The following is a 24,694-nucleotide window of genomic DNA, read 5'->3' as shown; positions in this document are numbered from 1 at the left end:
GGTCAGGCCTTCTCGTCCTCGTACTCGTCGGAGTACTGGTCAGCCCACTTGTCGACGTACTGATCGTCGTCGGAATGAGCGAGCTCCTTCTCGAGCGAGGAGAAGTTGACATTGTAGGTGTCGTACTTCAGCTCACGTGCGATCTTGGTGTGCTTCGCCTTTTGACGGCCACGCCCCATGCGAGACCCCCTCATTTCTGAGTCACGGGCTGTTCAGCGGTGCCCGGAGCATTTCACGATCCGGCGATGTGCCGGGGAAGAGTAGCATTAAGACTAACACGGGGGCCCCGCGCCATCGCCGGTGCCGCCGCTCAGACAGGGGGCGACCATGGCCGATCAGCACTCCGCGGGCGACGAGAGCCGCCTTCCGCCTACGCCGGTCATCGTGGGTGTCATCCCCGGGCAGTCGCCTCGCGTCATCATCGAGGCCGCTCGATACGCGTCGATGCTCGGGGTCGGACTCATCGTGGTCCACGTCGACGTCACGCGGTTCGTGACCTACGAAGACCCCGACGGTTACGTCCACACCGCACCCATCGACCTCGGGGTGGTCTCCAGCGCGGCGCAGCTCGAGCAGATCCGCGCCTCGGCGGCGGAAGCGCTGGCATCGTCGTCGGTCGAGTGGACGGTGCATCAGCTCGTCGGCGACCCGGCGCTCGCGATCAAGCACCTCGCCGACCGCCTCGACGCGAAGCTGCTCGTGGTCGGCACGCGTCGCCGCGGCATCGGCGAGTCGATCCGTGAGTTCTTCACCGGATCGGTGGCTGCGCGGCTCGCGCATCGTCAGCAGCGCCCGATCCTCGTGGTGCCGCAGGGGCAGACCGCCGCAGACGACGAAGACCTCTGGCCCGAGCCCTGAGGCGGGCGGGCAGAGGTCCTCGTCGCGGGGTGGCGCTGCGCGGGTCAACCTCGCAGCGCCTGCAGCAGGTCCGTGCGAGCGCGGGTCAGCGTGTCGATGAGATCGTCGACGACGGATGCTGCGACGTCGCCCTCTCGCGCGACGTGCGACCGCAGGTCGGCTTTCACGTTCGCCCGGAACTCGGCGATCGCGGCATCCGCGCGCTGCGCTTGGGCCCGGGCCTCGGCGCGCGGGTTCTCGGGCGCCGAGGGACGCGTGGCCGTCTCGTGGTCGACGTTCGCCGCGGCGGCGAGGTCGGCTTGCAGGCTCTTCATGGCGGCGCGGACGCTGCCGCGCACTTCGTCGGCGATGAGACGGATGCTGTCGGCCAGGCCTGCCTGGATGCCGTCGAGATCGTGCCGCCGGGCTGAGAGCTCGTCGCGGCCGGCGTCCGTGATCTCGTAGACGGTCTTGCGGCCGTCGACGGTCTTGGTCACGAGTCCCTCGTCTTCGAGCTTCGCGAGGCGGGGGTAGATCGTGCCGGCACTCGGAGAGTAGGTGCCGCCGGTGCGTTCGGTGAGAGCCTGCATGAGGTCGTAGCCGTGCCTCGGCGACTCGTCGAGCAGCGACAGCAGGTAGAGGCGCAGGTCGCCGTGGGAGAAGACGGGCGGCATGGTCAGTGCTCCTCGTGGCGCTGCACGTCGTCTTCGGTCACCGGGGCGGCGACGGCCGTCGGCGGCGCGGAGTCTGCCGGCGTCGCGGTATCCGTTTCGCCCGAAACCGCCGGTGCGGTCGTGGAGGTGACATCGGCGGGCGCGGCGGCGGACCGACGCAGGACCGTCAGGTCGCCGGAGACCGAGTTGGTCCGGACATCGACGAACGAACCGCTGAGCTCGCCGGTCGAACCGGTGAAGCTCGTGAGCGGACCGGCGCCCTGGCCCGAGCGCACGACACCGTCGATGAGCACGCGCCCGCTGACGCTCCGCACCTGGTAGTTCGCGGGCAGGCTCTCGTCGAGGCGCACGGTCGCGTCGCCGCCGACGGTGTGAAGCGTGATCGACTGGATCGGTCCCGATGAGTCGACGAGCATGGCGCCGGACACGGTGTCGATGTCCGCGGCCCGAAGGGCGCCGATCGCTGCGACATCGCCCGACACCGATTTCGCGGTCAGTGCTCCGGTCAGCTCGCGGATCTGCACGTCGCCCGAGACCGCGTTGGCGTTCACGTCGCCGGTGATGCCGTCGACGATGATGTCGCCGGAGACGGTGTTGAGGCGGGCGTCGGCCTCGAGCCCGGAAACGAGCGCGCTCGCACTGACGACGCCGAGCGTGAGGTCGGTGCCGCGGGGGACGGCGACGCTGATCTCGGCCTTCGGCCCGGACGATCCGAAGTTGCGGAACACCTGCGTGAAGTTGTCCCACCGCAGCTGCGGGTGGTCGATCTCGACGACGTCGCCCGTCGCCTCGATGCGCAGGTCCTTGCCGGTGACGGCGTGCACCTCGATGCGGACGCCGGGTTCGTCGCGGGCGACGATGTCGATCTGCCCGCCGACCATGCTCACCTTGAGCTTGCGGATGTCGTCGATGTCGATCACCCGCGTCTCGTCGGGGTGGACGATCCATTTCTGCAGTGTCATGGCGTTCCCTCTTGTCAGGCGACGGTTGCCGCGAATGGTTCGCGATATATCGCGTGTGGCGAAGATAACACGATATATCGCGATTCGTCCAGGGGTGCCGAGCCGCGTCGGAGGGTTCGGGGGCTTCTCGCAGGGAGGGCGGGCGCTCCCCGGGAAAAGCAGAACGCCCCCACCCGCAGGTGGAGGCGTTCGCGCAGCGCGGCGGTCAGACGCGCTTGTTGCCGCTGATCACTCGGAAGAGGAACGCGATGAGCGCGATCACACCGACGATCAGGGCAACCCAGAGCAGCCAGCTCAGGGCGCTGTTCAGGCCACTGACGATCGCGAGCACGATCGCAACGACGATGATGATGATGAGGAAGATGTTCATGGGGGCTCCTTGTCTGTCTCCCAATGTCCGTCCCACTGCGAGACGTTCCGGCCCCGTGAAGGGCTGAAGGCAACGTTAGAGAATGCCGAGCGTGAGCGCCGAGGCCTTGACGCAGCATCCGCCCCGGTGGTATCCGCGTCTGCACCCCTGCCCGCCCGCTGACCCGACGCGAATGGTCGTCTCAGCGCCGGGTGTGGTGCCATTCGCGTCGGCTCGCGCTTGGGGACCGGCTACGCCCTCGCGCGAACCCCTGTCAAGCACGTGCGAGGAGCTTCGCGGCGGTCGTAATCTCGGCCTGACGAAGAGGGGAGACCGCCATGCCACAAGGACGCGGATCGAACAGTCTCAAAGACCCCGAACTGTACGAGGAGCTGCGCGAGGACGGCGCCTCGAAAGAGAAGGCCGCGCGCATCTCGAACGCCGCAGCCCGAGACGGCCGCAAGAAGGTCGGCAGTCGGGGCGGTCAGTCCGGCGACTACGAGGACTGGACCGTCGACGATCTGAAGAAACGCGCCAAGGAACTCGGTATCTCGGGCTACTCCGGCAAGAAGAAGGCGCAGATCATCTCGATGCTGCGCAACCACTGAGGTGGCGCGGCTCGTCCGGGTCCGGCCCGACGTCGATGCCGGCATCCGCCGCATCCGCGCGGGCAAGGGGTTCCGGTACACGGATGCCGCGGGCGCGGCCATCGGCCGGCGCGACCTCGCCCGCATCCGGACGATCGTCATCCCGCCGGCCTGGCAGGACGTGTGGATCTGCGCGGATCCGCAGGGCCACATCCAGGTCGTCGGCACCGACGACGCGGGACGCCGTCAGTACATCTACCACCCGGACTGGACACGCAGCCGCGACAAGGGCAAGTACGCTCGAGCGCTCCAGCTCGCGGAGTCGCTGCCGCGCGCCCGGTCGCGGGCGACCGCGTCGTTGCGGCGCTCCGACCTCGACCGCGAGCGCGTCCTGGCGGCGGCGTTCCGACTGCTCGACCGCTCGGCGCTTCGGATCGGGTCGCAGCGCTACCTCCTTCAGCACGGCAGCCGCGGACTGACGACGCTTCGACGTCGCGACGCTTCGGTGGCCGACGCCGTCGTCAGCCTGGCCTTCTCGGGCAAGAGCGGGCAGCGGCAGGCGCTCGAGATCCCCGACCCCGATCTCGCCACGGCGATCATGCTCCTGATCGAGGGGCGGCCGTCGTCGCCGCTGCTGGCATGGCAGCGGCAGCGGCGGCGGGTGCCGCTCACCCCGAACGACGTCAACGCGTATGTGCGTGCGCTGACGGGCGGTCCTTTCACCGCGAAGGACTTCCGCACCCTTCGCGGCACCGTCGTCGCGGCGGATGCTCTCGCTCGCATGGGCATCGCCGAGACCGCTCGCGCTGTCCATCAGGCTGAAGTCGAAGCGGTGCGCGCCGCCGCGACGGCGCTGGGGAACACTCCCGCTGTTGCCCGCAGCTCGTACATCGACCCCCGCGTGTTCGAGCGCTACCGGTCGGGGATGCTGCTCGACACGACGGTCTCGCCCGAGTCCGCCATCCGTTCGCTCGTCCTCGGCTGACCGTACAGCCTCGGCGCAACGCCGAAACGGCCCGGGTCGCACGAGGCGACGCCGGGCCGTTCGAGAGAGCGCGACGCGTCAGCGGCGCGTGGTCTCTCCCGAGGTCAGGAGCGCGTCGGCCTTCGAGCTGAAGAACCGGGTCGCCCACATCATGACGGCGGCGAGGAACGCGAACAGTCCGAGCGACACCACGCCCCACGCTCCGCTCTCGGTCGGGACGGCCTCGTTGATCCCCGTGCGCATGATCGGGGCGACGAAGCCGCCGAGGTTGCCGAGGGAGTTGATGAGGCCGATGCCGGCCGCGGCCGCGGCACCGGTGAGGAACGAGGTCGGGAACGACCACGTGATGGGGCCCGTCGACAGGAACGCCGCGACCGCGACGGTGATCGCGATGATGCCGAGCAGGCCCTGGCCGTTGGCCCCGGCCCACGCCGACACGAGGATGGCCGATCCCGTCACGAGGAAGAACAGCGCACCCCAGACGCGACGGCGGCGCACGGTGTCGGCGTGCTTGCCGACGTAGTAGCAGGCGAACAGGCCGACCGCCCACGGGATGGCCGACACCAGACCGACCTGCCAGCCGACCGACTGGCCGATGAGGTTCGACACCTGCTGCGGCAGATAGAACGTCGTGCCGTACACCGCGATCTGCAGGCAGAAGTAGATGACGGTGAAGTACCAGACCTTCCAGTTGATGAGCGCCGCGCCGATGCCGCGGGGCCCATCCGACTCCTTCACGCTGTCTTCGTGCTCCATCACCGCCTTCAGCGCGGCCTTCTCATCGTCGTCGAGGAACTTCGCCTTCTGCGGCGAATCGACGAGGAAGAACAGCGCGGCGATACCGGCGACGACGGCCATCATGCCCTCGACGAAGAACATCACCTGCCACCCGGCCCACGGGGTGACCTGGTCGCCGATGCTGATCAGGCCGCCCGAGAGGGGAGCGCCGAGCATCTGCGAGAACGGCTGCGCCAGGTAGAACAGCGCGAACATCTGCACGCGGCGCTTGTTGGGGAACCACTGCGCGAGGAACATGATGACGCCGGGGAACAGACCGGCCTCCGTGACGCCCAACAGGAAGCGCAGCACGATGAACATGGTCTCGCCGTTGACGAAGGCGAACAGCGAGGCGACGATTCCCCACGTCACCGCGATACGGGCGAGCCAGAAGCGCGCCCCGAACTTGTCGAGCAGCAGGTTCGAGGGGATCTCGAAGAGCGCGTATCCGATGAAGAAGATGCCGGCTCCGAGGGCGTACGCGCCCGCAGAGATGCCCCGGTCGACTTCGAGAGCGGATTCAGCGAACCCGACGTTCGTGCGGTCGAGGAACGCGACGAAGTACAGGATGATGAGCATCGGCATGAGCCGGTAGGTGGCCTTCTTGATGCCGCTCGCCAGGTGCGGGCTGCTCAGCAGCTCATTCGCGACCGTGACGTTGGCCCGCGTCGCGGGACCGTAGTCCGATGAGGACACAGTGACTCTCCTTCGAGTTCGTGTGAGGTGTGACGAGGTGGCGGCTCAGCCGCCGAGTGAGGGGATGATCAGGACGAGGCCGACGACCACGCAGATCACCCCGATGGCCAGGAACCCGAGGCGTCCGCGCGTCCAGTTGCGGTTCACGGGAGCCTCAGTGCATGTAGAGGCCGCCGTCGACGTTCAGGGTCTGGCCCGTCACGAATCCCGCGTCCTCGCTGATCAGATACGCCACGGCCGCGGCGATGTCGGTGGGCGTGCCGATGCGAGGCAGGACGCCGTCGGCGGCCATCGCCGTCTTGCGCTCCTCCGTCAGCGTGCCGCCCATGATGTCGGTGTCGATCGGGCCCGGCGAGATGACGTTCGCCGTGATGCCGAGCGGTCCGAGCTCGCGTGCGACGGAGCGCATCAGACCGATCACCCCCGCCTTCGCCGCCGAGTAGGGCGTCTTCGAGAAGGTGCCGCCGCCGCGCTGCGCCGAGACGGACGAGATGCCCACCAGGCGGCCGACGCCGTTCGTGACGAGGGTGCGTGCAACGCGCTGGGTGACCCAGTGCACGCCGTCGAGGTTGATCGATTCGACGCGGTGCCATTCCTCGGGGGTGACCTCGAGGTACGGCACGGGTGATGAGACGCCCGCGAAGTTCACGAGGGCGACGATCTGCGGCAGCGACGCCTCGAGCGCGTCGATCGCGGCGACGGCCTGCTCGCGGTCGGCCACGTTCGCCCCGACGCCGACGGCCCGAACGCCGTGGGCCTCGGCAACCTCGGCGGCGGTCCGCTCGGCGGCCTGCGCGTCGACGTCGACGATGCCGATGTGCCAGCCGCGCTCGGCCAGGTGGAAGGCGGTCGTGCGGCCGATGCCCCGGGGGCTCGCGGCGCCGGTCAGGATGACGGTGCGTTCAGCGGGGAAGGCGGATGCCATGGCGGGTTCTCTCAGTCCTGTGCGGGGTGGATCGGGGCGGGGCCGAGCTCGTCGATGAGCTTCTTCATCGCGACGTACGCCTTGTTGCGGTAAGCGATGAGCTCCGGCGTGCGCTCGGCGGGCACGTCGAGGAAGCCGGCGCCCGACTTCGTGCCGAGCTTGCCGGCCGACACGAGCTGATCGAGGATGGGCGGCGTCGCGAACCGCTCGGGGAACTCGGTCTGCAGCGACGCGTAGCAGAACGCGTACACGTCGAGTCCGGCCATGTCGGCGATCGCGAAGGGTCCGAAGAACGGCAGGCGGAAGCCGAAGGTCGTGCGGACGATGGTGTCGATGTCCTCGGGAGTGGCCACGCCCTCCTCCACCAGCTGGGTCGCCTCGTGGAAGAGCGCGTACTGCAGGCGGTTGAGCACGAACCCGGTGGCATCCTTGACCCGCGCGGTCTCCTTGCCCGTCGCGGCGACGATGGCCTCGACGACGGGGAGCGTGGCCTCGTCCGTGCCGGCGTGGGGGATCAGCTCGACGCCCGGGATGAAGGGGGCGGGGTTGGAGAAGTGCACGCCGAGGAACCGGCCGGGGTTCGTCACGGCCTCGGCGAGACGCCCGATGAGGATCGTCGAGGTGTTGCTGCCGATGATCGCGTCGGGCGCTGCCGCCGCCGAGATGCGGCGGAGGGTCGCGTGCTTGATCTCGATCTTCTCGGGCACGGCCTCTTCGATGAAGGACGCGCCGGCGACGGCATCCTCGATCGTCATGGCGGTGACGCGGTCGGCGATGACAGCGTCGGCGTCGGCGGGGAAGAGCCCGTCGGCGGCGAACTGCGCGGCCTCGGCGATGAGGCGGTCGCGGTTGCCGCGGGCGACGTCGATGTCGACGTCGGCGATGCGCACGTCGGCGCCGGACAGGGCGAGCGACTGCGCGATGCCGCCGCCCATGTAGCCGCTTCCCACCACCGCGTATGCGGGGCGTTCGTTCTCGGTCATGACGTTCTCCTCGTCGGTGTCGGTCAGGCTCCGGCGGTCGCCGGAAGCAGGGAGGTCAGGTAGTCGCGGTTGCGGGCGCAGACGCCGAGGCTGTCGCCGCCGTACTGCTCCATGAGGAAGGGGCCGCGGAACCCGAGTTCGAGCGCGCGGGCGACCATCGCCCGGTAGTTGATGAGGCCGAGCTCCATGCTCGTCGGCGTCGAGGTCTGCCAGCTGCCGTCGGCGGACTCGTCGCGTGCGTAGTTCTTCATGTGCCAGTAGTTGGCGTACGGCAGGGTCTTCTCGTGCATCTCGCGCCAGTCCTCGATGGGGCGGTGCAGGCGCACGAGGTTGCCGATGTCGGGGTTGAGGCCGACGTTGTCGAGCCCGATCTCCTCGATGAGGCGCACGGCGCTGTCGGCGGTGCCGAGATAGGTGTCCTCGTACATCTCGAGCGACATCGGCAGGCCGACGGATGCCGCGTGCTCGCCCAGTTCGCGCAGGCGCCGGACCGCGAGCGCGCGGGTGTCGGCGTCGTCCGGGTCGACGGGGCCCGGGGCCGTCCAGAACCACAGCGCGGCGCGCTGCGCGTCGCTGAAGGGCTGGTGGAGTCCCGTCGAGAACACGCTCATGCCGAGCTCGGCGGCCGCATCGATGGCGCGGTGCGCGTATGCGAGATTCTCTTCACCCTTGCCCGGCTGGATGACGCTCTGTCGCTGCACGTGCACCGAGACGAGCTCGACGCCGTGGCTCGTCGCGATCGACTTCAGCTCCGCGCGGCGGGATGCGGTCAGTTCGGACGGGCGGATGTGGCTGTCCGCGATCTCGACCGCGGTGAAGCCGAGCCGTTCGACCTGCGAGAACACGTCGTTCCAGGTCTCGGCGTCGGCGTCGTGCAGACGCGTCCCGTCTGCGGCGACCGGTGCGAAACCGTGCATGCAGACGGCGATCGGGCCGGGCGTAGGGGCGGACGGGTGCGACGGTGCATTCATGACGACTCCATTGGCGAGCGGGTCCGGTCGAGGACTCCCGTAGATCCTATAGGAAATAGAGAACGCTGCAAGAGCGAATTCCGGGCGACGACGTCAGGCTTGTTCGAGCCCGAGCGATCGCTGGCGCACCTGCTCGAGGTGGTGCAGCATCGACCGCTCCGGGGCGTCGGGGTCGTCGGTGGCGAAGGCGTCGACGAGCGCCTCATGCTCGGCGATCGCCTCGCGCACGTCCGTCACGCCATGCCGGACCGACTGCCGCATCCGGTGCAGCTGGGCTCCGAGGGTCTCGGACATCTCCGTCAGGTATCGATTGCCGCAGTGATCGAACACGACGCGGTGAAACGCCGCGTCGGCGACGAAGTAGGCCGCGGTCAGCTCGAGGTCGGGGGTGCCCGCGCTCAGGGCCTCGATGACACGCTTGCCGATGCTGCGATGCTCCTCCTCCGCGGCACGGAGCTCGTCGAGCATCTCGTCCGAGGCGGGTGTCGCGAGACGCGTGGCGTGGGTCTCGAGCATGATCCGGGCGTCGAAGAGCTCGCGCAGCTGATCGAGTCCGAGGGGCGGGGCGACGCGGTAACCGCGCAGCGCCTCACGCGTGACCAGACCGGTGCGCTCGAGCTGGACGAGCGCTTCGCGCACCGGGGTCTGCGACACGTCGAGCTGACGCGCGATCGTGTCGATCGACAGCCGGCGGCCCGGGACCGCCTCGCCGCTCAGCAGCAGCTGGAGGATGCGCTCGTAGACGTGGTCGCGCAGTCCCCGACGCTCGATCGTCGCATCGAGTCCCCGCAGGTTGCCGTCCCGTGATGCGGTCATCGTCCCTCTTCCGGTTCGCACGGCGCGCGCCTCACCCCGAGAGGGCGTCCACCTCATCGAGGATGTCACGAACTGCGCGCGGGTCGTGCGCGAACCGGCCGAGGAAGAGGCCGTCGACGTCGTCGGAGATCTGCGAGAGCAGTCCTGGTCCTGCGCTGCCGCCGTAGATGATCGAGACCTCGCGATCGACAATGCCGGACTGGGCTCGCAGCCCCGAGCAGACCGCGCGGATGTGGTCGGGCGTCGCAGGTGCCGGAGCGCCGATCGCCCACAGCGGCTCGTAGGCGACGACGACCGCCCCGCGCACGCCCGCATCGCCGGCGTCCGCGAGGGCGCTGCGCACCTGGTCGGCGCACGTGGCGATCGCGGCGTCGATCCCCGCCTCGTCGTCCTCGCCGACGCAGACGACCGGGATGAGGCCGTTCCGGAGAGCTGCGTGGGTCTTGGCCGACACCACGGTCTCGGTCTCGCCGAACATCCGGCGACGTTCGGCATGGCCGACCTCGGCATAGCGGCATCCGAGCTCGGCGAGCACCGCTCCCGAGACCTCGCCGGTGTAGGCGCCGACATCGTGAACGGCGATGTCCTGCGCCCCGACCGCCAGACGTCCTGCGAGCTCGAGCGCGCCGGGGATCGAGGGGAATTGAGGTGCGACGAAGGCGGTGACCCGGTCACGGGCGGGATGGTCGTCGAGGATCGCCGCGACCGCCGACACCCAGGTCAGCGTGCGGGCGTGCGAGAAATAGGTCTTGAGGCTCGCACCGATGATCATCGGGCGGTCCTCACCCCTCTTCGTACGCGCAGATCTCGCGCACCTTCTCGGCCGAGGCGCTCGAGGTGTCGAAGGTGTAGGTCAGCCATTCCGCAGCCAGACGTCGCGCCAGCTCGATCCCGACGACGCGCTGGCCCATGCACAGCACCTGCGCGTCGTTCGAGAGGATCGACCGCTCGACCGAGTAGGAATCGTGCGCCGTGACCGCGCGGATGCCGGTGACCTTGTTCGCGGCGATCGCGACACCGAGCCCGGTGCCGCAGATGAGGATCGCGCGATCGGCCTCGCCGTCGCGCACCCGCTCGGCGGCCGCGGTGGCGACCGCGGGGTAGTTGGTGTGGCTGTCGGCGTCCACGCCGACATCGATCACTTCGGCGACCAGGGGGTTCGCCTCCAGGTCGGCCTTGATGCGTTCCTTGTACTCGAAGCCGGCGTCATCCGAGCCGACGATCAGTCGCAGTGCCATGTCAGGCGTCCTCCTTCAGGACATCGAGAACCGTGCGGGTGACCAGTGCGAAAGAGATCGCACCGGGGTCGGGGGTGCCGAGGCTCCGGTCGCCGTGGGTACGGGCTCGACCGAGCCGGGCGGTGAGCTGGGCGGTCGCCTGAGCGGCGGCCTGTGCGGCGTCGGCGGCTGTCTCCCAGGCGTCGAGCAGGGCATCGCCCTGGGCGAGCCGGTCGCGGAGCGTGTCGGCGAACGGCACGATCGCGTCGATCATCGTCTTGTCGCCCACCGTGGCCTTGCCGAACGACATCACGGCATCCTTCATGCGTCCGACGCCGGCCGACAGGATCTCGGCATCGACCGCGTCGTCGTCGCCGAGGGCCGCGCCGAGGTCGAGGAGCATCTCGCCCCAGATCGCGCCCGACGTGCCGCCGCCCTTGTCGGCCCACGCGTCGCCGGCGTGCTGCAATGCCGTCCGCGCGCCCGCACCGGCGGCGATGGCCCGGGATGCCGCGTGCGCGGCGGCGCGGCTGCCGCGCTGCATCCCGATGCCGTGGTCGCCGTCGCCCGCGATGCGGTCGATGCGTCCGAGCTCATCGGCCTGATCGTCGAGCATCGCCGCGATGGCCTCGAGGGCGCGGGCGACGACGGCGGCCGCGCGGCGCGACTCCTCTGACGCCGGCCCGATCGCCTCGGTTTCATCGGCCTCGTCGTCGGCGACGGCCGTCACCGCGACCCGGCCGTCCACCGAGCCGCGACGGAACGCGGGGGTGTCGCACGAGGCGTGCCACAGCCGGTCGAGCTCGTCGTCGAGCCACAGCAGAGTGAGCGAGACGCCCGCCATGTCGAAGCTCGTGCAGAACTCGCCGACCTCGGGGGAGACGACCTCGACCCCCGCTTCGGTGAGCAGGCGGTCGAGCGCCGCGTACACGACGTAGAGCTCCTCGTACTTCACCGAGCCGAGTCCGTTCAGGATCGGCACCACGCGGTTCGCCGTCGCGTCGTCGGGCCGCTCCGCGAGGAGTCGCTCGACCAACAGTCGCGCGAGCTCGGAGGCGGTGGGGATGTCGACCTCGTCGATGCCGGGCTCGCCGTGGATGCCGAGGCCGACTGCCATGCGGCCCTCCGGCACCGTGAAGAGCGGCTCGGTCGCGCCGGGCAGGGTGCAGCCGCCGAACGCGACGCCGAGCGAGCGGGTGCGGTCGTTGGCGAGCCGCGCGAGGCGCTCGACGTCGTCGAGATCGAGGCCCTCCTCCGCGGCTGCGCCGGCGATCTTGAAGACGACGAGGTCGCCGGCGATGCCGCGCCGCTTCTCGCGCTCGTGCGCGGGGGCGCTGGAGATGTCGTCGGTGACCGTCACGGTGCGGCAGTCGACCCCCGACTCGCGAAGGCGGTCCTGGGCTTGCGTGAAATGCAGGACGTCGCCGGCGTAGTTGCCGTAGCTGAGCAGCACGCCGCGGCCCTCGTGGGCGGCCTTCGCGACGGATCGCACCTGGTGCGCCGACGGCGACGCGAACACGTTGCCCATCACCGCGCCGTGCGCGAGGCCCGGACCGACGAGCCCGGCGAACGCGGGGTAGTGGCCGCTGCCGCCCCCCACGACGACAGCGACCGTCGGCTCCGCGCCGCGGGTCGAGCGGACGACGCCTCCCGTGACGGGGCGGACCCACCGGGCGGATGCCGCGACGAAACCGGCGACGGAATCCTCGACGAACTCGTCGGGGTCGTTGAACAGACGCGTCATTGCGTTCTCCTCTGCGATGGGGGAGCAAACCTTTCGTCGATCCTATAGGAAATGAGCCGAGGTGCGACCCGGAGTGGCGGCATCCGCCGATCGGCCGCCGGGTCTACGGTGGCGACGTGGTCGAGCGGGCGCGCATCTCGCCGCTCACGCTGATCCTCGTCGTGATCGGCGGTGCGGTCGGCGTCGCCGTGCGCGCCGCGTTCACCCTTCCGTTCACGGGATGGGCGCACCCGCTCGCGGTGCCCGCGGTCACGCTCGGCTGCAATCTGCTCGGATCATTCCTGCTCGGCATCGTCGCGGGCCGGTGGGCTGCCACCCGGCCACGGCTCCGCGCGTTCGCCGGCACCGGCGTGCTCGGCGGTTTCACCACCTACAGCGCCTTCGCCGTGCAATCGATCCAGGTCGCCACCGCCGCGCCGATCGTCGGACTCGCCCTCATCGCGGTCAGCCTCGTCGGGGGTCTCGTCGCCGCGGCACTCGGACTCGCCCTCGGCACCCGCCCCGAAACGGATGCCGCATGAACGGGGTGAGCGCCGGGATGCTCGTGGGCCTCATCGTCGCAGGCGGCCTGGGGGCCGGCATCCGCTACGTCCTCGACGTCGTGCTCATGCGGGGGCGGCGCGACGCCTTCCCCGTCGGCATCCTGGTGATCAACGTCACGGGGTCCGGGCTGCTCGGGCTCCTGACCGGACTCGGCACGCTCGTCGCGCCCGACTGGCTGGCCGTTCTCGGCATCGGCCTGCTGGGCGGATACACGACGTTCAGCACGGTGTCGGTCGAGACGATCCAGCTGATGCGGCGTGGGCGGCGCGACTGGGCGGTCGTGAACCTGGTCGGCACCTTCGCGATGGCCGTCATCGCTGCGGCGATCGGCATCGTCATCGGGGGATTGCTCCCAGGCTGAGCCCACGCTCCGCCCGCGACCGCGTGGGATACTGAGGTCGATACATCCATGTATCGACGAGCGCGTCGCGTTCGCCTGCATCACACCTACCTGCGCCGGTCCGGTGCGCCCGAGGGAACCCGTGTCGAAACTCGCCGTCCTCAGCCTGAAGAACCGCGCTCTGATCGCGCTCATCACGATCGTCGCCGCGGTGTTCGGCGGGCTCGCACTCACGAACCTCAAGCAGGAGCTCATCCCCTCGATCGAGCTGCCCCAGCTCTCCGTGGTCACGACCTACCCCGGCGCCTCGCCCGAAGTGGTCAACACCGATGTCTCGACCCCCATCGAGACCGCGATCCAGGGTGTTCCCGGGCTCGAGTCGACGACGGCGACCAGCTCGACGAACGCCTCGATCATCCAGGCGTCGTTCACCTACGGCACCGACCTGGCGACCGCCGAGCAGAAGATCCTGCAGGCCATCAACCGCATCGACAGCCAGCTACCCGACGGGGTCACCCCGAACGTGCTGAGCTTCTCGCTCGACGACCTGCCCGTGATCCAGCTGGCGGTCACCGGCTACGACGACGCCGAATCGGTGCAGGCCCGCCTCGAGAGCACGGTCATCCCCGACCTCGAAGACGTCGACGGCGTCAACGCCGCACAGGTCGTCGGCGGCCGTGTCGAGCGCATCACGATCACCCCCGACCAGACCGCGCTCGCCGAGGCCGGCTTCACGCAGCAGGCCATCCGTGACGCGCTCGACCAGAACGGGGTGCTCTTCCCCGGTGGCGAGATCACCGAGGGCGACCAGTCGCTGACCGTGCAGACCGGCGCGAAGATCGCCTCGGTCGACGAGCTGTCGGCGCTGCCGCTCGTGCCGACGGATGCCGCGCAGCTCGCCGGGGGCACGACCACGATCGGCGACGTCGCCACCGTCGCGCAGGAACCGTCACCGGTCACCTCCATCTCGCGTGTCGACGGCGAGCCGGCGCTGACCATCGCGGTCACCAAGCTGCCCGCCGCCAACACCGTCGACGTGTCGCGCGGCGTGCTCGACGCCCTCCCCGCGCTCGAGGACGACCTCGGCGGCGACGCCCAGTTCACCGTCGTCTTCGACCAGGCTCCGTTCATCGAGCAGTCGATCGAGGCTCTCGCGCAGGAAGGCCTGCTCGGCCTCGTGTTCGCGGTGCTCGTGATCCTCGTCTTCCTGCTGTCGGTGCGCTCGACGATCGTGACCGCGATCTCGATCCCCACGAGCGTGCTCATCACCTTCGTCGGCATCCAGGCGTTCGGCTACTCGCTCAACATCCTGACCCTCGGTGCGCTCACGATCGCCATCGGCCGCGTCGTCGACGACTCGATCGTCGTCATCGAGAACATCAAACGGCACTACGTCGAGGGCGCCGACAAGCTCGCCGCCATCACCCTGGCCGTCCGAGAGGTGGCCGCCGCCATCACGGCGTCGACGATCACCACCGTCGCCGTGTTCCTGCCGATCGCCTTCGTCGGCGACCTGACCGGCGAGCTGTTCCGCCCGTTCGCCCTGACCGTGACCATCGCGATGTCGGCGTCGCTGTTCGTCTCGTTGACGATCGTGCCGGTGCTCGCGTACTGGTTCCTCCGTCCGGGCAAGCCCGTCACCACGCCCGACGGCCGCCGCATCGACCCCGAAGACCCCGAGGCGCCGCCGTCGCGGCTGCAGAAGGCCTACCTCCCGATCCTCCGCTGGACCCTCCGCCACTCGGCCGTCACGCTCGTGCTGGCCGTCCTCGTGCTGGGCGGCACCCTGGCCGCTGTGCCGCTGATGAAGACGAACTTCCTCGGCGACTCGGGTCAGAACACCTTCACCATGACGCAGACGCTCGGGCCGGCGGCATCCCTCGAGGCCGAGGACGCCGCCGCGCAGCGCGTCGAAGACGCGATCACCGGGCTCGAGGGCATCGACGCCGTGCAGGTGTCGATCGGCTCGTCCGGATCACAGCTGCGCGACGCCTTCTCTGGCGGGGGCGGCGGAGTGACCTACTCGATCACAACCGACAGCTCGGCCGACCAGCTCGACGTGCGCGATCGCGTGCAGCGTGCCGTGGCCGACCTCGAGGGCGTCGGCGACATCCAGATCGCCGCGGGTGGCGGCGGATTCGGCTCGAGCGACATCGAGATCGACGTGACCGCGCCCGACCAGACGGCGCTGAGCGAAGCGACCGACGCCGTCGTCGCGTCGCTGCAGGATGCCGACGGCGTCAGCCAGGTCACGTCCAACCTCTCGGCCTCGTTGCCCTACATCGCCGTGACCGTCGACCGCGACGCGGCGGCATCCCGCGGCCTGTCGGAGGTCGCGGTGGGAGGCATCGTCTCGGGCACGATGCAACCGCAGTCGATCGGCACCGTCGAGATCGATGACACCTCGCTCACGGTCTACCTCGCGGCGTCGCAAGCGCCCGCGTCGATCGACGAGCTGCGGCAGCTCACGATCCCGACCGCCGGCGGGCCCATCCCGCTGCAGGACGTCGCCACCGTCGAGCAGAGCGAGGGGCCGACCTCGATCACGACCCAGCGTGGTCAGCGCACCGCCACGGTCACCGTCACCCCCGCGGGCGACGACCTCAACGCGGCATCCGCTGTGGTCTCCGACGCGCTCGACGCCGTCGAGCTGCCGCAGGGCGCGGATGCCGAGATCGGCGGTGTGCTGACGCAGCAGCAGGATGCCTTCGGGCAGCTCGGACTCGCCGCGCTCGCCGCCATCCTCATCGTCTACATCGTGATGGTCGCGACCTTCAAGTCGCTGCGACAGCCCCTGCTGCTGCTGATCTCGGTGCCGTTCGCGGCGACCGGCGCGATCCTGCTGCAGATCGCGACGGGGGTGCCGCTGGGCGTCGCGTCGCTCATCGGCGTCCTGATGCTCATCGGCATCGTCGTGACCAACGCGATCGTGCTCATCGACCTGGTCAACCAGTACCGCGAGAAGGGGCTGTCGGCCCACGACGCGACCATGGCCGGAGGATCGCGTCGTCTGCGACCGATCCTCATGACCGCGCTCGCGACGATCTTCGCCCTGACGCCCATGGGCCTCGGGATCACCGGGCACGGCGGGTTCATCTCGCAGCCGCTGGCGATCGTCGTCATCGGCGGGCTCATCTCGTCGACGCTGCTGACCCTGCTCGTGCTGCCGACCCTGTACAACCTCGTCGAGGGCGCACGCGAGCGCCGTGAGGCGCGGCGCCGCGGGGACGCGGGTGCGGATGGTGCGGATGGTGCGGGTGCTGCGGGGGCCGGGGCTGGCGCTGGTTTGGTTGCCGGTGCCGGTTCGGCTGGTACAGCGCCGATGACTCGTCGCCAGCGGCGCCTCGCCGAGGCCGCGACGGCCGAGCCCACCCACCTCGTCGTGCCGGTGGATGGCTCGACCGACGCGCCGACGCATCTCGTCATCCCCGTCGCGGCGGACGACCACGCCGGGGCCGACGCCGATACCAGTGCCGGTCGCGCTGTGGAATCGGATGTGCCGGGGGCTGGGCCGTCCCGTCGTCAGGCTCAGCGCATCCCCGGGCCCTCTCGCGGACCCCGTCGCCGTCGTCTGGCCTGATTGCGGCACGTCTCGGGCTCGCGTCGGCGCCGCCGCACCGCGGGAATCGGGCCTCGTGCGCTCGGCCCGACGGGCGATCGGCGTCCTCTGTCGGGGCTGTCGACTCGCCGCGATGCAATGGATCGCGCGCGGCGCGCCGTGGCCGGCGGTGAGGAGTCGGGGTGTCGTGCCGGAAGCCTTGCGTCGCGGCATCCATCGAGTCCGGGCATCGGCACCGGGCAACCCGGCGGGCGGATTCTCAGGCGGATGCCGTATCGTGGGCGGGTCGGCTCTGGGCAGCGCGTGATCGCGACAGGTTTTGTGAGTCCATGGGGCCGATGGTGAGCGCCGATCGGCGCGCATGACCATCATGTGAATGGCCCCCGGCCGACGGATGTCCGGGTTTGCCCGCGTGCGCGCGGGCGCTGTTCTCGTGCAGAGAACCCAGAAAGACACACCCATGCCCAAGAGCAAGAAGCCGGCCGGCGGCCGCGCCCAGAACTTCGAGCCCCGCTACGGCAAGAAGACCTCCTACCAGGACGCCAAGCGTCGACCCGGCCAGTCGTCGGCGGGAACGCCCGGCAGCAAGAGCCCCGGACACCGCGGCTACCGCGCCGAGAGCGAGGACACCGGCCGCAAGAACCGTTGGTCGTCGCAGGAGCGCGCGGGCCGTGACGAAGCCCGCGGCATCCGTTCGCAGGCGCGCGACGACCGCGGCGGACGCGGCGAGCGTTCTTTCCGCGATGACCGCGGCGGTCGCGATGACCGCGCACCGCGGGAGCAGCGCGGCTACGGAAACGATCGTCGATCGGATGCCGGTGGCCGCCGCCCCTATGAGGCGCAGCCGCGCGACGATCGCCGCGCCTTCGGCGACGCGCGGCCCTCCTTCCGTGATGACCGTCCCCGTCGTGACGACCGTTCGGCTCGTTCGTTCGATGACCGGCCGCGTCGTGATTTCAGTGACCGCCCGAACCGTGATGACCGTCCGCGTCGTGACTCCGGCGACCGCCCGGCTCGTTCGTTCGATGACCGGCCGCGTCGTGATTTCAGTGATCGCCCGAATCGTGATGACCGTCCGCGTCGTGACTCCGGCGACCGCCCGGCTCGTTCGTTCGATGACCGGCCGCGTCGTGATTTCAGTGATCGCCCGAATCGTGATGACCGTCCGCGTCGTGACTCCGGCGACCGCCCGGCTCGTTCGTTCGGCGACCGTCCGCGTCGTGACTTCTCGGACCGCCCGAATCGTGATGACCGTCCCCGTCGTGACTTCGGCGACCGTCCGAACCGTGATGACCGCCCCCGTCGTGACTTCTCGGACCGCCCGAATCGTGATGACCGTCCCCGTCGTGACTTCGGCGACCGTCCGGCTCGGTCGTTCGACGACCGCCCCCGTCGTGACTTCGGCGACCGTCCGAACCGTGATGACCGTCCCCGTCGTGACTTCGGCGACCGTCCGGCTCGGTCGTTCGACGACCGCCCGCGCCGCGACGTCAGCGACCGTCCCCGCCGCGACGCCGGCGACCGGCCGAACCGGTCGGACTGGAACGCCGAGACGAAGTCGAAGGCACACCAGGATCACGTCGACACCGTTCACGAGCGCCTGCAGGCGGAGGCCGTGGATGCGGCATCCGTCGCCCAGTCGTCGTTCGCCGATCTCGGCCTCGGCGAGAACATCGTCCGTCAGCTCGACGCGCTCGGCGCGGCATCCCCGTTCCCGATTCAGGCGGCGACCATTCCGCCGATCCTCGAGGGCAAGGATGTTCTCGCTCGTGGTCGCACCGGCTCGGGCAAGACGATCGCGTTCGGCGCTCCGCTCGTCGAGTCGATCCTGCGCAGCCAGGCCGGCAAGCGTCGCGAGTTCGGACGCTCGCCGAAGGCTCTGATCCTCGCGCCGACGCGCGAGCTCGCGCTGCAGATCGACCGCACCGTCCAGGCGATCGCGCGCAGCGTCGGTCTGTTCACGACGCAGATCTACGGCGGAGTTCCGCAGGCCCGTCAGGTCGGTGCGCTCAAGAAGGGCGTCGACATCATCATCGGCACCCCCGGACGCATCGAAGATCTGCAGAACCAGGGCAAGCTCGACCTCTCGGAGGTCGGGATCGTCGTCCTCGACGAGGCGGACCACATGAGCGAGCTCGGCTTCCTCGAGCCGATGCAGCGCATCCTCCGTCTCGTGCAGGACGGCGCGCAGAAGCTGCTGTTCTCGGCCACTCTCGACCGCGAGGTCGCCGCTCTGGTCGACGAGTTCCTCGTCGAGCCCGCCGTCTACGAGGTCGCGGGCGAGAGCCAGGACACGTCGACGATCGACCACCGTGTGCTCGTCCTCGACCACCGCGACAAGGCCGAGATCCTCAATTCGCTCGTCGACCGGGATGGCAAGACCCTCGTCTTCGCGCGCACCCGTGCCTATACGGAGATGCTCGCCGAGCAGTTCGAGGATGCCGGAATCGCGGCAGTCGCGCTCCACGGTGACCTCAACCAGGGCAAGCGGACGCGCAACCTGCAGCGTCTGACCGACGGCAAGGTGCGGGTGCTCGTCGCGACGGATGTCGCAGCCCGCGGCATCCACGTCGACGACATCGATCTGGTCATCCAGGCCGACGCGCCCGACGAGTACAAGACGTACCTGCACCGTGCCGGCCGTACGGGCCGCGCCGGTCGTACGGGCTCGGTCGTCACGCTCATCACGCGCCAGCGTCGCCGTCGTATGACGGAGATGCTCGAGCGTGCCGAGATCGATGCGCCGTTCGACGACGTGCGCCCCGGCGACGACATCCTCGAGGAAGTCTCGGGTCGCCAGCTCGCGAACGTCGACGCCTGATCCGACGCCCCGCCGACGCCCCGCCGCGCGCTGCGACCCGACGGTCGTGGCGCGCCGCGGGGCGTTTCCGTGCCGCGCGCCTCTCCCGCTTCGCGCGCCGTGCGCAGGATGAGGCGTCGTCGAGGCCGCGGTCTCGACCCCGATCCGGGTCTGAGCCTGTTGGCGGCACGATAGCGACGCGTGAGCGATGTCGCGACGGGGTTCCGTTCGCCACCGGATGCCGCTGGACTAAGAGCATGCGTCGAACACGGAAACGCTCCCCTCTCACCGTCGCCGCTTCGGTCGCGTCGATGCTCGCGCTCACGGGCTGCGGTGCGCAACCGGAGGGCACGCCCACCGGCGCGGCTCAGACGAGCACTTCCACGGTGCCGAGCCCAACCGAGCCCGAGACCGCGGCGACTCCGGAGCAGTCGGGCACGGCCGCGGCCACCGGCATCCCGGACGGTTTCGACCTTCCGCCCTGCGAAGAACAGGTGGACGTCGCAGTCGTGCAGGCCGACTTCGGCCCGGAGATCGCGTTCATCGCGGACACGACCGATACCTGGAAGCCGATCGGACCCGCCGCCCAGCAGGCGCTCGTCGAAGCCGAAGACGCGACGGCGTGCCTGTGGGGCGTGCCGAACTCAGGCCAAGCGGTGTCGATCGCGGTCGCGCGGACACCGGATGACGGGTCCAGCCTGATCGCGGCACTTCGCGATGCCTCGGCGACCTTCTCTGAGGAAACAGTCGGATCCGCGCGTGTCTTTTCTGCGGGCGAGCTGGAGGACGGTGATGTCACGACGGCGGTGACGTACGTCTTCGACGGACCGGCATGGGTCACCGTCGGCGGCGGGTCGATCGCCACGGCGGATTCGACTCGCGAGGTGGCTCTGGCCGTGCACGCAGGCCTCGCCTCCTGACCTGCGTCAGAACGGCGTCAGAAGAGCGTCGGAACGGATGCCGCGGCGGCGGCGCGACCTCGCGCGGTCGTGACGACCGGGCCCGGGCGGAACCGCCGGGTGCTGGGCTGCGCCTCTTCTTCTTCGAGCCCGCCGCGAAGCCGGTGCCGCGCGAGCAGGGGTCGAACTCGTGCCGCCAGCATCCGCCGGTAGCCCTGCGGTGCCTGCACCGAGGCTCCGGGATACAGTCCGCGGTATACGGGCACCAGGTCGGGTCGTTCGCGCGCGAGCCACTGCTGGAACCACGGTTTGACGCCCGGCCGCAGGTGCATCGCGCCGTAGACGACGCGAGCGGCTCCGGCATCCGCGATCCGGCTGAGCGCATCGTCGAGTACCTCGACCGAATCGGTGAGGTGCGGCACGATCGGCATGAGGAACACCGTCACCCGGAAACCCGCGGCACTCGCAGCGCGCACGGTGTCGAGCCGCGCAGCGAATGTCGGCGCGCCGGGTTCGAGCAGCTGGCGCAGCGGTTCGTCGAGCACGGCGATCGACATCGCGAGATCGACGGGCACCGAACGCGCAGCCTCGGCGAGCAGCGGCAGGTCACGCCGCAGCAGTGTGCCTTTCGTCAGCACCGAGAACGGCGTGCCGCTGTCGGCCAGAGCCGTGATGATGCCCGGCATGAGGCGGTAGCGCCCTTCAGCCCGCTGGTAGGGGTCGGTGTTGGTTCCGAGAGCCACCTGCTCTCGTGCCCATCCCGACTTCGAGAGCTCGCGACGCAGCACCTCGGCGACGTTGAGCTTCACGACGATCTGCGAGTCGAAGTCGGCCCCGGCATCCATGTCGAGGTACTCGTGCGTGCCACGGGCGAAGCAGTAGACGCAGGCGTGCGTGCATCCCCGGTACGGATTGACCGTCCAGTCGAACGGCATCGCCGACGGGCCCGGCACTCGGTTGAGCGCCGATCGCGACATGACCTCGTGGAAGGTCACGCCCGCGAACTCCGGCGTCGTGACCGAACGCACGAGGCCGTTCAGCGTCTCGAGGCCGGGGAGGGCAGCGGCATCCGCCACGCCCATCTGCTGTCCCTGCCATCGCATGAGAAGATTCGAACAGAGATTCGAAGCATTGTCAATTGCCGCGAGGCGTCAACCGGCAGGCGGCGGGCGTGCAGGGCAGAATGGTGGCGTGGCGCACCCGACCGAGCCCGAGACGCGTCGCTCGCGACGCGAGCGGTCGCCGGCGACGCGACCCCTGCCATCGAGACGCGAGCTGCGTGAGCGCGCCGCAAGCGGGTCTGCCGCCGGAACCCGCTCGCACGAGGACCCCGCAGCCGCTCCGGCGGTCGAGGGCCGCTTCACCGGCCCCGAGGTCATGACGTCGTCCGTGCGCCTGCCGGCATCCGTCTATGTCCGCCGCCGAGCCGTCGCGGCCACTGCCGCACTCGCGCTCGTCGGACTCGTCGTCGCCGGCACCGCCGGCATCACCTCCGCACTCAGCCGGTCGGATGCGGTGCCCGCCGATCCGGTCGCCGCGCTCCTCGGCGACCCCGCGGGGGTCGTGCCCAACGCATCGACCATTCCCGCACCCGCCCAGTCCGGCGACGCTGCCCCCGCCCCTTCCGTCGACGAGGCCACGACGGATGCCGCCACCCCCGGCGACATCTGCACCTCCCCGGGGTTCACGCAGGCTCTCGCATCTGGCTCGGACGCCGAGGTCTTCGCCGCGGCGGGCGGGGCCGAGCAGTTCCGTTCCGCGATTGCGGCGGGAACTGCTCCCTGTGTCGACCTGCACGAGGCCGGGCGCACCTGGGTCGTGGTCAACAAGCTCAACGCCCTCGACCCGATCGACTACTGGCCCGAGCCGCAAGCCCGCGCCGAGGGCGTGGAGCGGACGAGCGGCGGGCACATGCGCGCGGACGTAGCGGCGGCCCTTTCGCAGCTCGCGGCCGCCGCGCAGGCTGAGGGTGCGGGAACGATCGGGGTCAACAGCGGCTTCCGCTCGTACGACTTCCAGGTGTCGACGTACCGCAACTACGTGGGACAGCTCGGCCAGAGCAACGCCGACCTCACGAGCGCCCGTCCCGGGCACAGCGAGCACCAGACCGGCCTCGCCGTCGATGTGGTCGCGTGCGACGGCGGGTGCGGGGCGATCGAGCAGTTCGGCGGCACCGCGCAATCCGATTGGGTCGCCGCGAACGCGCACCGCTTCGGATTCATCATCCGGTACCCCGACGGACTCACCGACACGACCGGGTACGAGTACGAGCCCTGGCACCTGCGCTACATCGGCTCCGAGCTCGCCGCCCTGTACGCCGACGGCGGCTACCGCACCCTCGAAGACTTCTTCGGGATGCCGCCCGCCCCGACCTACGCCGACTGAGCCCCCCTTCCCCGCGTCAAGTCGCCAGATAGTGCGGATGCCCGCCCCCCGCGCATCCGCACTTCGTGGCGAGTCGATGGAGGGGGACGGGGGAGAAACGGGGCGGCAGGCGGGCAGGGTCAGGCGGGCGCGCGGCGGCGGGCCAGGGTCGCGACGCCCGCGGCACGCAGGCGGTCGCCGATCAGGATGCCGAGCCACGTCGCTCCGACGCAGCTCGCGATGCACAGGGCGACGAACCCGATGAGGACGGGCGTGGCCATGCTCCACAGGTCGAACGACTGCGCCGCCAAGACGGGATACGTCGCGCCGATGATCGCGGCGCCCGCGTAGTGCAGCCAGGTGTTCCAGCGCCGGTAGAGCGTCGCGAGGAACGGCAGCTCGGGAAAGAACGACCAGTACAGCATCGTCGCGACCGATCCGACGGTGAAGAACGGCGCGAGCACGAGTCCCGAGATCAGCCCGACGAGCAGCCCTGCGCCCGGCCGCTGCAGCAGCCTGAGGGCGATGACGGCGGGGAGCACCCACAGCCCCGCGATCGCGACGGTCGCGAACGGCACCGTGAGGAACAGGGTCGTCGACGCGATCCAGGCGGGCGCGAGCAACGCGCTCGCGGCGACACCGATCGCGGCGCAGGTCAGCAGGTACGCCGTCGAGACGCGTGAGGCACGCGAGGCGCGCGACCGGGGCGAGGCGCTCATGCCGACGCCCCCGATTCCGCCGAGCCCCGGCTCGCGTCGAAGGGGTCGTGCTCGTCCGTCGCCTGCGACCTCGGAGTCGGCGAACTTGCGCCCGCGCGCCAGTAGCCGACGAAGCTGATCTGCTCTTTCGGGATGCCGTGGTCGGCGATGAGCATCCGTCGGGCTGTGGTCGGCAGCGACTGCTCGCCCACGACGAATGCGTGCAGGGGATGCGCCGGCAACGTGCCTGCGCCGAGCTCGCCCAGAGCCGTCAGGGCGGCCGACCCCGGCTTCGCATGCGGCTCGCGGACGAGCCACCGCACCTCGATCCCGGGAGGGGCCTCGAAGTCGAGGACGTCGTCGCCCGAAGGAGCCTCGATGAGGGCGATGCCGGATGCCGTCTTCGGCAGCGACGCGCAGATGGAGGCGACGGCCGGCGCCCCCGTCTCGTCGGCGACGAGGAGCACCCGATCGACACCTCGTTCGGGGTTGAACCGCAGCCCCTCGTCGATGATGACGACGCTCTCGCCCGCGTGAGCCTGCGACGCCCAGCGCGAGGCGGGGCCCGCGGTCGGTCCCGAGCCGTGCAGCACGAAGTCGACGTCGATCTCGGCGCCGCCCGACGGCCCCGCCGGCCGGAACGCCCGCACCGAGTAATTGCGCATGACCGGCCGCTCGCCCTCGGGAATGCGGAGGTACTTCAGGTAACCGAACAGCTTGTTGGCCTTCGCCGGGATGCGCTCAAGGGCCTCATCACCGCCGAGCGGCAGGAAGAGGCGGAACCACTGGTCGTACCCGAGCGGCACGAACCGGTCGATGCCGCCGCCGCCGAACGTCACCCGCATCCAGTGCGGGGCGAGGCGTTCGGCGCGCAGCACGTCCAGACGCACCAGTCCGGGCGTCGCCGGCTTGACGAGGTTGCGGGTCATGCCCATCCTTTCCGGGAGTGAGATCCCCGTGCGGCCTCG

At 70.1% G+C, this 24,694-nt stretch carries 24 protein-coding genes; 9 read left to right on the top strand and 15 right to left on the bottom strand.

Annotated elements, in window-relative coordinates:
- Window positions 1-2 precede the first annotated feature (2 nt).
- Window positions 3-179, bottom strand: a complete 177-nt coding sequence (locus DEU36_RS08590) for a DUF3073 family protein (protein WP_023953093.1) — start codon at window positions 177-179, stop codon at window positions 3-5.
- A 148-nt stretch (window positions 180-327) separates the two neighbouring features.
- Here DEU36_RS08590 and DEU36_RS08585 point away from each other — a divergent pair, with 148 nt between their 5' ends.
- Window positions 328-858, top strand: coding sequence for a universal stress protein (locus DEU36_RS08585; RefSeq protein WP_120263782.1), 531 nt, complete (start codon window positions 328-330; stop codon window positions 856-858).
- 44 nt (window positions 859-902) lie between these two features.
- On the opposite strand, the gene DEU36_RS08580 is transcribed toward DEU36_RS08585, so the two are convergent.
- The 3 genes from DEU36_RS08580 to DEU36_RS16100 all read right to left on the bottom strand — a co-directional run bounded on the left by DEU36_RS08580 (window position 903) and on the right by DEU36_RS16100 (window position 2,843).
- Window positions 903-1,511, bottom strand: coding sequence for a PadR family transcriptional regulator (locus tag DEU36_RS08580; protein WP_120263781.1), 609 nt, complete (start codon window positions 1,509-1,511; stop codon window positions 903-905).
- A gap of 2 nt (window positions 1,512-1,513) precedes the next feature.
- Window positions 1,514-2,473 carry a DUF4097 family beta strand repeat-containing protein gene (locus DEU36_RS08575; protein WP_120263780.1) on the bottom strand — a complete coding sequence of 320 codons (960 nt, stop codon included), beginning with the start codon at window positions 2,471-2,473 and terminating at the stop codon, window positions 1,514-1,516.
- A 205-nt stretch (window positions 2,474-2,678) separates the two neighbouring features.
- Window positions 2,679-2,843, bottom strand: coding sequence for a hypothetical protein (locus tag DEU36_RS16100; protein WP_023953086.1), 165 nt, complete (start codon window positions 2,841-2,843; stop codon window positions 2,679-2,681).
- A 317-nt stretch (window positions 2,844-3,160) separates the two neighbouring features.
- Here DEU36_RS16100 and DEU36_RS08570 point away from each other — a divergent pair, with 317 nt between their 5' ends.
- The gene (locus DEU36_RS08570) at window positions 3,161-3,430 is read left to right on the top strand and encodes a Rho termination factor N-terminal domain-containing protein (RefSeq protein ID WP_120263779.1); all 270 of its coding nucleotides are present in this window, start codon (window positions 3,161-3,163) and stop codon (window positions 3,428-3,430) included.
- A gap of 1 nt (window position 3,431) precedes the next feature.
- Window positions 3,432-4,394, top strand: a complete 963-nt coding sequence (locus tag DEU36_RS08565) for a DNA topoisomerase IB (RefSeq protein WP_120263778.1) — start codon at window positions 3,432-3,434, stop codon at window positions 4,392-4,394.
- Between the two features lie 78 nt (window positions 4,395-4,472).
- Here DEU36_RS08565 and DEU36_RS08560 read toward each other — a convergent pair whose 3' ends face one another.
- The 8 genes from DEU36_RS08560 to DEU36_RS08525 form a co-directional block, all read right to left on the bottom strand.
- Entirely contained in the window at window positions 4,473-5,867 is a 1,395-nt protein-coding gene (locus DEU36_RS08560) for an MFS transporter (protein WP_259455284.1), read from the bottom strand.
- Window positions 5,868-6,021: 154 nt separating this feature from the next.
- A complete protein-coding gene (locus tag DEU36_RS08555) occupies window positions 6,022-6,792 on the bottom strand; it encodes an SDR family NAD(P)-dependent oxidoreductase (RefSeq protein WP_120263777.1) in 771 nt (256 codons plus the stop codon).
- Window positions 6,793-6,803: 11 nt separating this feature from the next.
- The gene (locus DEU36_RS08550; protein WP_120263776.1) at window positions 6,804-7,775 is read right to left on the bottom strand and encodes a 3-hydroxyacyl-CoA dehydrogenase family protein; all 972 of its coding nucleotides are present in this window, start codon (window positions 7,773-7,775) and stop codon (window positions 6,804-6,806) included.
- Between the two features lie 23 nt (window positions 7,776-7,798).
- On the bottom strand, window positions 7,799-8,746 hold the full coding sequence (locus tag DEU36_RS08545) for a sugar phosphate isomerase/epimerase (protein ID WP_120263775.1): 948 nt from the start codon (window positions 8,744-8,746) through the stop codon (window positions 7,799-7,801).
- 93 nt (window positions 8,747-8,839) lie between these two features.
- Complete coding sequence (locus tag DEU36_RS08540) at window positions 8,840-9,562, bottom strand: GntR family transcriptional regulator (protein ID WP_120263774.1); 723 nt, start codon at window positions 9,560-9,562, stop codon at window positions 8,840-8,842.
- 31 nt (window positions 9,563-9,593) lie between these two features.
- Window positions 9,594-10,334, bottom strand: coding sequence for a triose-phosphate isomerase family protein (locus tag DEU36_RS08535; protein ID WP_120263773.1), 741 nt, complete (start codon window positions 10,332-10,334; stop codon window positions 9,594-9,596).
- A gap of 10 nt (window positions 10,335-10,344) precedes the next feature.
- Complete coding sequence (locus DEU36_RS08530; protein ID WP_120263772.1) at window positions 10,345-10,800, bottom strand: ribose-5-phosphate isomerase; 456 nt, start codon at window positions 10,798-10,800, stop codon at window positions 10,345-10,347.
- Window position 10,801: 1 nt separating this feature from the next.
- The gene (locus DEU36_RS08525) at window positions 10,802-12,523 is read right to left on the bottom strand and encodes a dihydroxyacetone kinase family protein (protein ID WP_120263771.1); all 1,722 of its coding nucleotides are present in this window, start codon (window positions 12,521-12,523) and stop codon (window positions 10,802-10,804) included.
- A gap of 116 nt (window positions 12,524-12,639) precedes the next feature.
- Between DEU36_RS08525 and DEU36_RS08520 the strand changes: the two genes are divergently transcribed.
- The 5 genes from DEU36_RS08520 to DEU36_RS08500 all read left to right on the top strand — a co-directional run bounded on the left by DEU36_RS08520 (window position 12,640) and on the right by DEU36_RS08500 (window position 20,685).
- Window positions 12,640-13,044 (top strand): CrcB family protein, encoded by a 405-nt coding sequence (locus tag DEU36_RS08520; protein WP_259455283.1) that lies wholly within the window; start codon window positions 12,640-12,642, stop codon window positions 13,042-13,044.
- Window positions 13,041-13,427 carry a CrcB family protein gene (locus DEU36_RS08515; RefSeq protein WP_259455282.1) on the top strand — a complete coding sequence of 129 codons (387 nt, stop codon included), beginning with the start codon at window positions 13,041-13,043 and terminating at the stop codon, window positions 13,425-13,427. The genes DEU36_RS08520 and DEU36_RS08515 overlap by 4 nt, the downstream gene beginning before the upstream one ends.
- A 121-nt stretch (window positions 13,428-13,548) precedes the next feature.
- Window positions 13,549-16,986 (top strand): efflux RND transporter permease subunit, encoded by a 3,438-nt coding sequence (locus DEU36_RS08510; protein WP_120263770.1) that lies wholly within the window; start codon window positions 13,549-13,551, stop codon window positions 16,984-16,986.
- 439 nt (window positions 16,987-17,425) lie between these two features.
- The gene (locus DEU36_RS08505; RefSeq protein WP_120263769.1) at window positions 17,426-19,786 is read left to right on the top strand and encodes a DEAD/DEAH box helicase; all 2,361 of its coding nucleotides are present in this window, start codon (window positions 17,426-17,428) and stop codon (window positions 19,784-19,786) included.
- 236 nt (window positions 19,787-20,022) lie between these two features.
- On the top strand, window positions 20,023-20,685 hold the full coding sequence (locus tag DEU36_RS08500; protein ID WP_120263768.1) for a hypothetical protein: 663 nt from the start codon (window positions 20,023-20,025) through the stop codon (window positions 20,683-20,685).
- Between the two features lie 17 nt (window positions 20,686-20,702).
- Here DEU36_RS08500 and DEU36_RS08495 read toward each other — a convergent pair whose 3' ends face one another.
- Entirely contained in the window at window positions 20,703-21,767 is a 1,065-nt protein-coding gene (locus DEU36_RS08495) for an Rv2578c family radical SAM protein (protein ID WP_120263767.1), read from the bottom strand.
- Between the two features lie 88 nt (window positions 21,768-21,855).
- Between DEU36_RS08495 and DEU36_RS08490 the strand changes: the two genes are divergently transcribed.
- The gene (locus DEU36_RS08490; protein WP_259455281.1) at window positions 21,856-23,049 is read left to right on the top strand and encodes a M15 family metallopeptidase; all 1,194 of its coding nucleotides are present in this window, start codon (window positions 21,856-21,858) and stop codon (window positions 23,047-23,049) included.
- Between the two features lie 119 nt (window positions 23,050-23,168).
- Here the strand turns inward: DEU36_RS08490 and DEU36_RS08485 are convergent, their stop codons facing one another.
- Both DEU36_RS08485 and DEU36_RS08480 read right to left on the bottom strand, forming a co-directional pair.
- Window positions 23,169-23,747, bottom strand: a complete 579-nt coding sequence (locus tag DEU36_RS08485; protein WP_120263766.1) for an ECF transporter S component — start codon at window positions 23,745-23,747, stop codon at window positions 23,169-23,171.
- Window positions 23,744-24,655 carry a siderophore-interacting protein gene (locus DEU36_RS08480; RefSeq protein ID WP_310790732.1) on the bottom strand — a complete coding sequence of 304 codons (912 nt, stop codon included), beginning with the start codon at window positions 24,653-24,655 and terminating at the stop codon, window positions 23,744-23,746. The genes DEU36_RS08485 and DEU36_RS08480 overlap by 4 nt, the downstream gene beginning before the upstream one ends.
- Window positions 24,656-24,694 lie beyond the last annotated feature (39 nt).

It is taken from the genome of Microbacterium sp. AG238 (assembly GCF_003610405.1).
Lineage (GTDB): Bacteria > Actinomycetota > Actinomycetes > Actinomycetales > Microbacteriaceae > Microbacterium.
Note: the sequence above shows the minus strand (reverse complement) of the source record. Positions and strands in the feature narration are given on the sequence as shown.

What these genes read in the sequence shown, in the direction of transcription:
- DEU36_RS08590 (WP_023953093.1), bottom strand. Translation starts at nt 179, where the DNA reads ATGGGGCGTGGCCGTCAAAAGGCGAAGCACACCAAGATCGCACGTGAG.
- DEU36_RS08585 (WP_120263782.1), top strand. Translation starts at nt 328, where the DNA reads ATGGCCGATCAGCACTCCGCGGGCGACGAGAGCCGCCTTCCGCCTACG.
- DEU36_RS08580 (WP_120263781.1), bottom strand. Translation starts at nt 1,511, where the DNA reads ATGCCGCCCGTCTTCTCCCACGGCGACCTGCGCCTCTACCTGCTGTCG.
- DEU36_RS08575 (WP_120263780.1), bottom strand. Translation starts at nt 2,473, where the DNA reads ATGACACTGCAGAAATGGATCGTCCACCCCGACGAGACGCGGGTGATC.
- DEU36_RS16100 (WP_023953086.1), bottom strand. Translation starts at nt 2,843, where the DNA reads ATGAACATCTTCCTCATCATCATCATCGTCGTTGCGATCGTGCTCGCG.
- DEU36_RS08570 (WP_120263779.1), top strand. Translation starts at nt 3,161, where the DNA reads ATGCCACAAGGACGCGGATCGAACAGTCTCAAAGACCCCGAACTGTAC.
- DEU36_RS08555 (WP_120263777.1), bottom strand. Translation starts at nt 6,792, where the DNA reads ATGGCATCCGCCTTCCCCGCTGAACGCACCGTCATCCTGACCGGCGCC.
- DEU36_RS08550 (WP_120263776.1), bottom strand. Translation starts at nt 7,775, where the DNA reads ATGACCGAGAACGAACGCCCCGCATACGCGGTGGTGGGAAGCGGCTAC.
- DEU36_RS08545 (WP_120263775.1), bottom strand. Translation starts at nt 8,746, where the DNA reads ATGAATGCACCGTCGCACCCGTCCGCCCCTACGCCCGGCCCGATCGCC.
- DEU36_RS08540 (WP_120263774.1), bottom strand. Translation starts at nt 9,562, where the DNA reads ATGACCGCATCACGGGACGGCAACCTGCGGGGACTCGATGCGACGATC.
- DEU36_RS08535 (WP_120263773.1), bottom strand. Translation starts at nt 10,334, where the DNA reads ATGATCATCGGTGCGAGCCTCAAGACCTATTTCTCGCACGCCCGCACG.
- DEU36_RS08530 (WP_120263772.1), bottom strand. Translation starts at nt 10,800, where the DNA reads ATGGCACTGCGACTGATCGTCGGCTCGGATGACGCCGGCTTCGAGTAC.
- DEU36_RS08525 (WP_120263771.1), bottom strand. Translation starts at nt 12,523, where the DNA reads ATGACGCGTCTGTTCAACGACCCCGACGAGTTCGTCGAGGATTCCGTC.
- DEU36_RS08515 (WP_259455282.1), top strand. Translation starts at nt 13,041, where the DNA reads ATGAACGGGGTGAGCGCCGGGATGCTCGTGGGCCTCATCGTCGCAGGC.
- DEU36_RS08505 (WP_120263769.1), top strand. Translation starts at nt 17,426, where the DNA reads ATGCCCAAGAGCAAGAAGCCGGCCGGCGGCCGCGCCCAGAACTTCGAG.
- DEU36_RS08500 (WP_120263768.1), top strand. Translation starts at nt 20,023, where the DNA reads ATGCGTCGAACACGGAAACGCTCCCCTCTCACCGTCGCCGCTTCGGTC.
- DEU36_RS08495 (WP_120263767.1), bottom strand. Translation starts at nt 21,767, where the DNA reads ATGCGATGGCAGGGACAGCAGATGGGCGTGGCGGATGCCGCTGCCCTC.
- DEU36_RS08485 (WP_120263766.1), bottom strand. Translation starts at nt 23,747, where the DNA reads ATGAGCGCCTCGCCCCGGTCGCGCGCCTCGCGTGCCTCACGCGTCTCG.
- DEU36_RS08480 (WP_310790732.1), bottom strand. Translation starts at nt 24,655, where the DNA reads ATGACCCGCAACCTCGTCAAGCCGGCGACGCCCGGACTGGTGCGTCTG.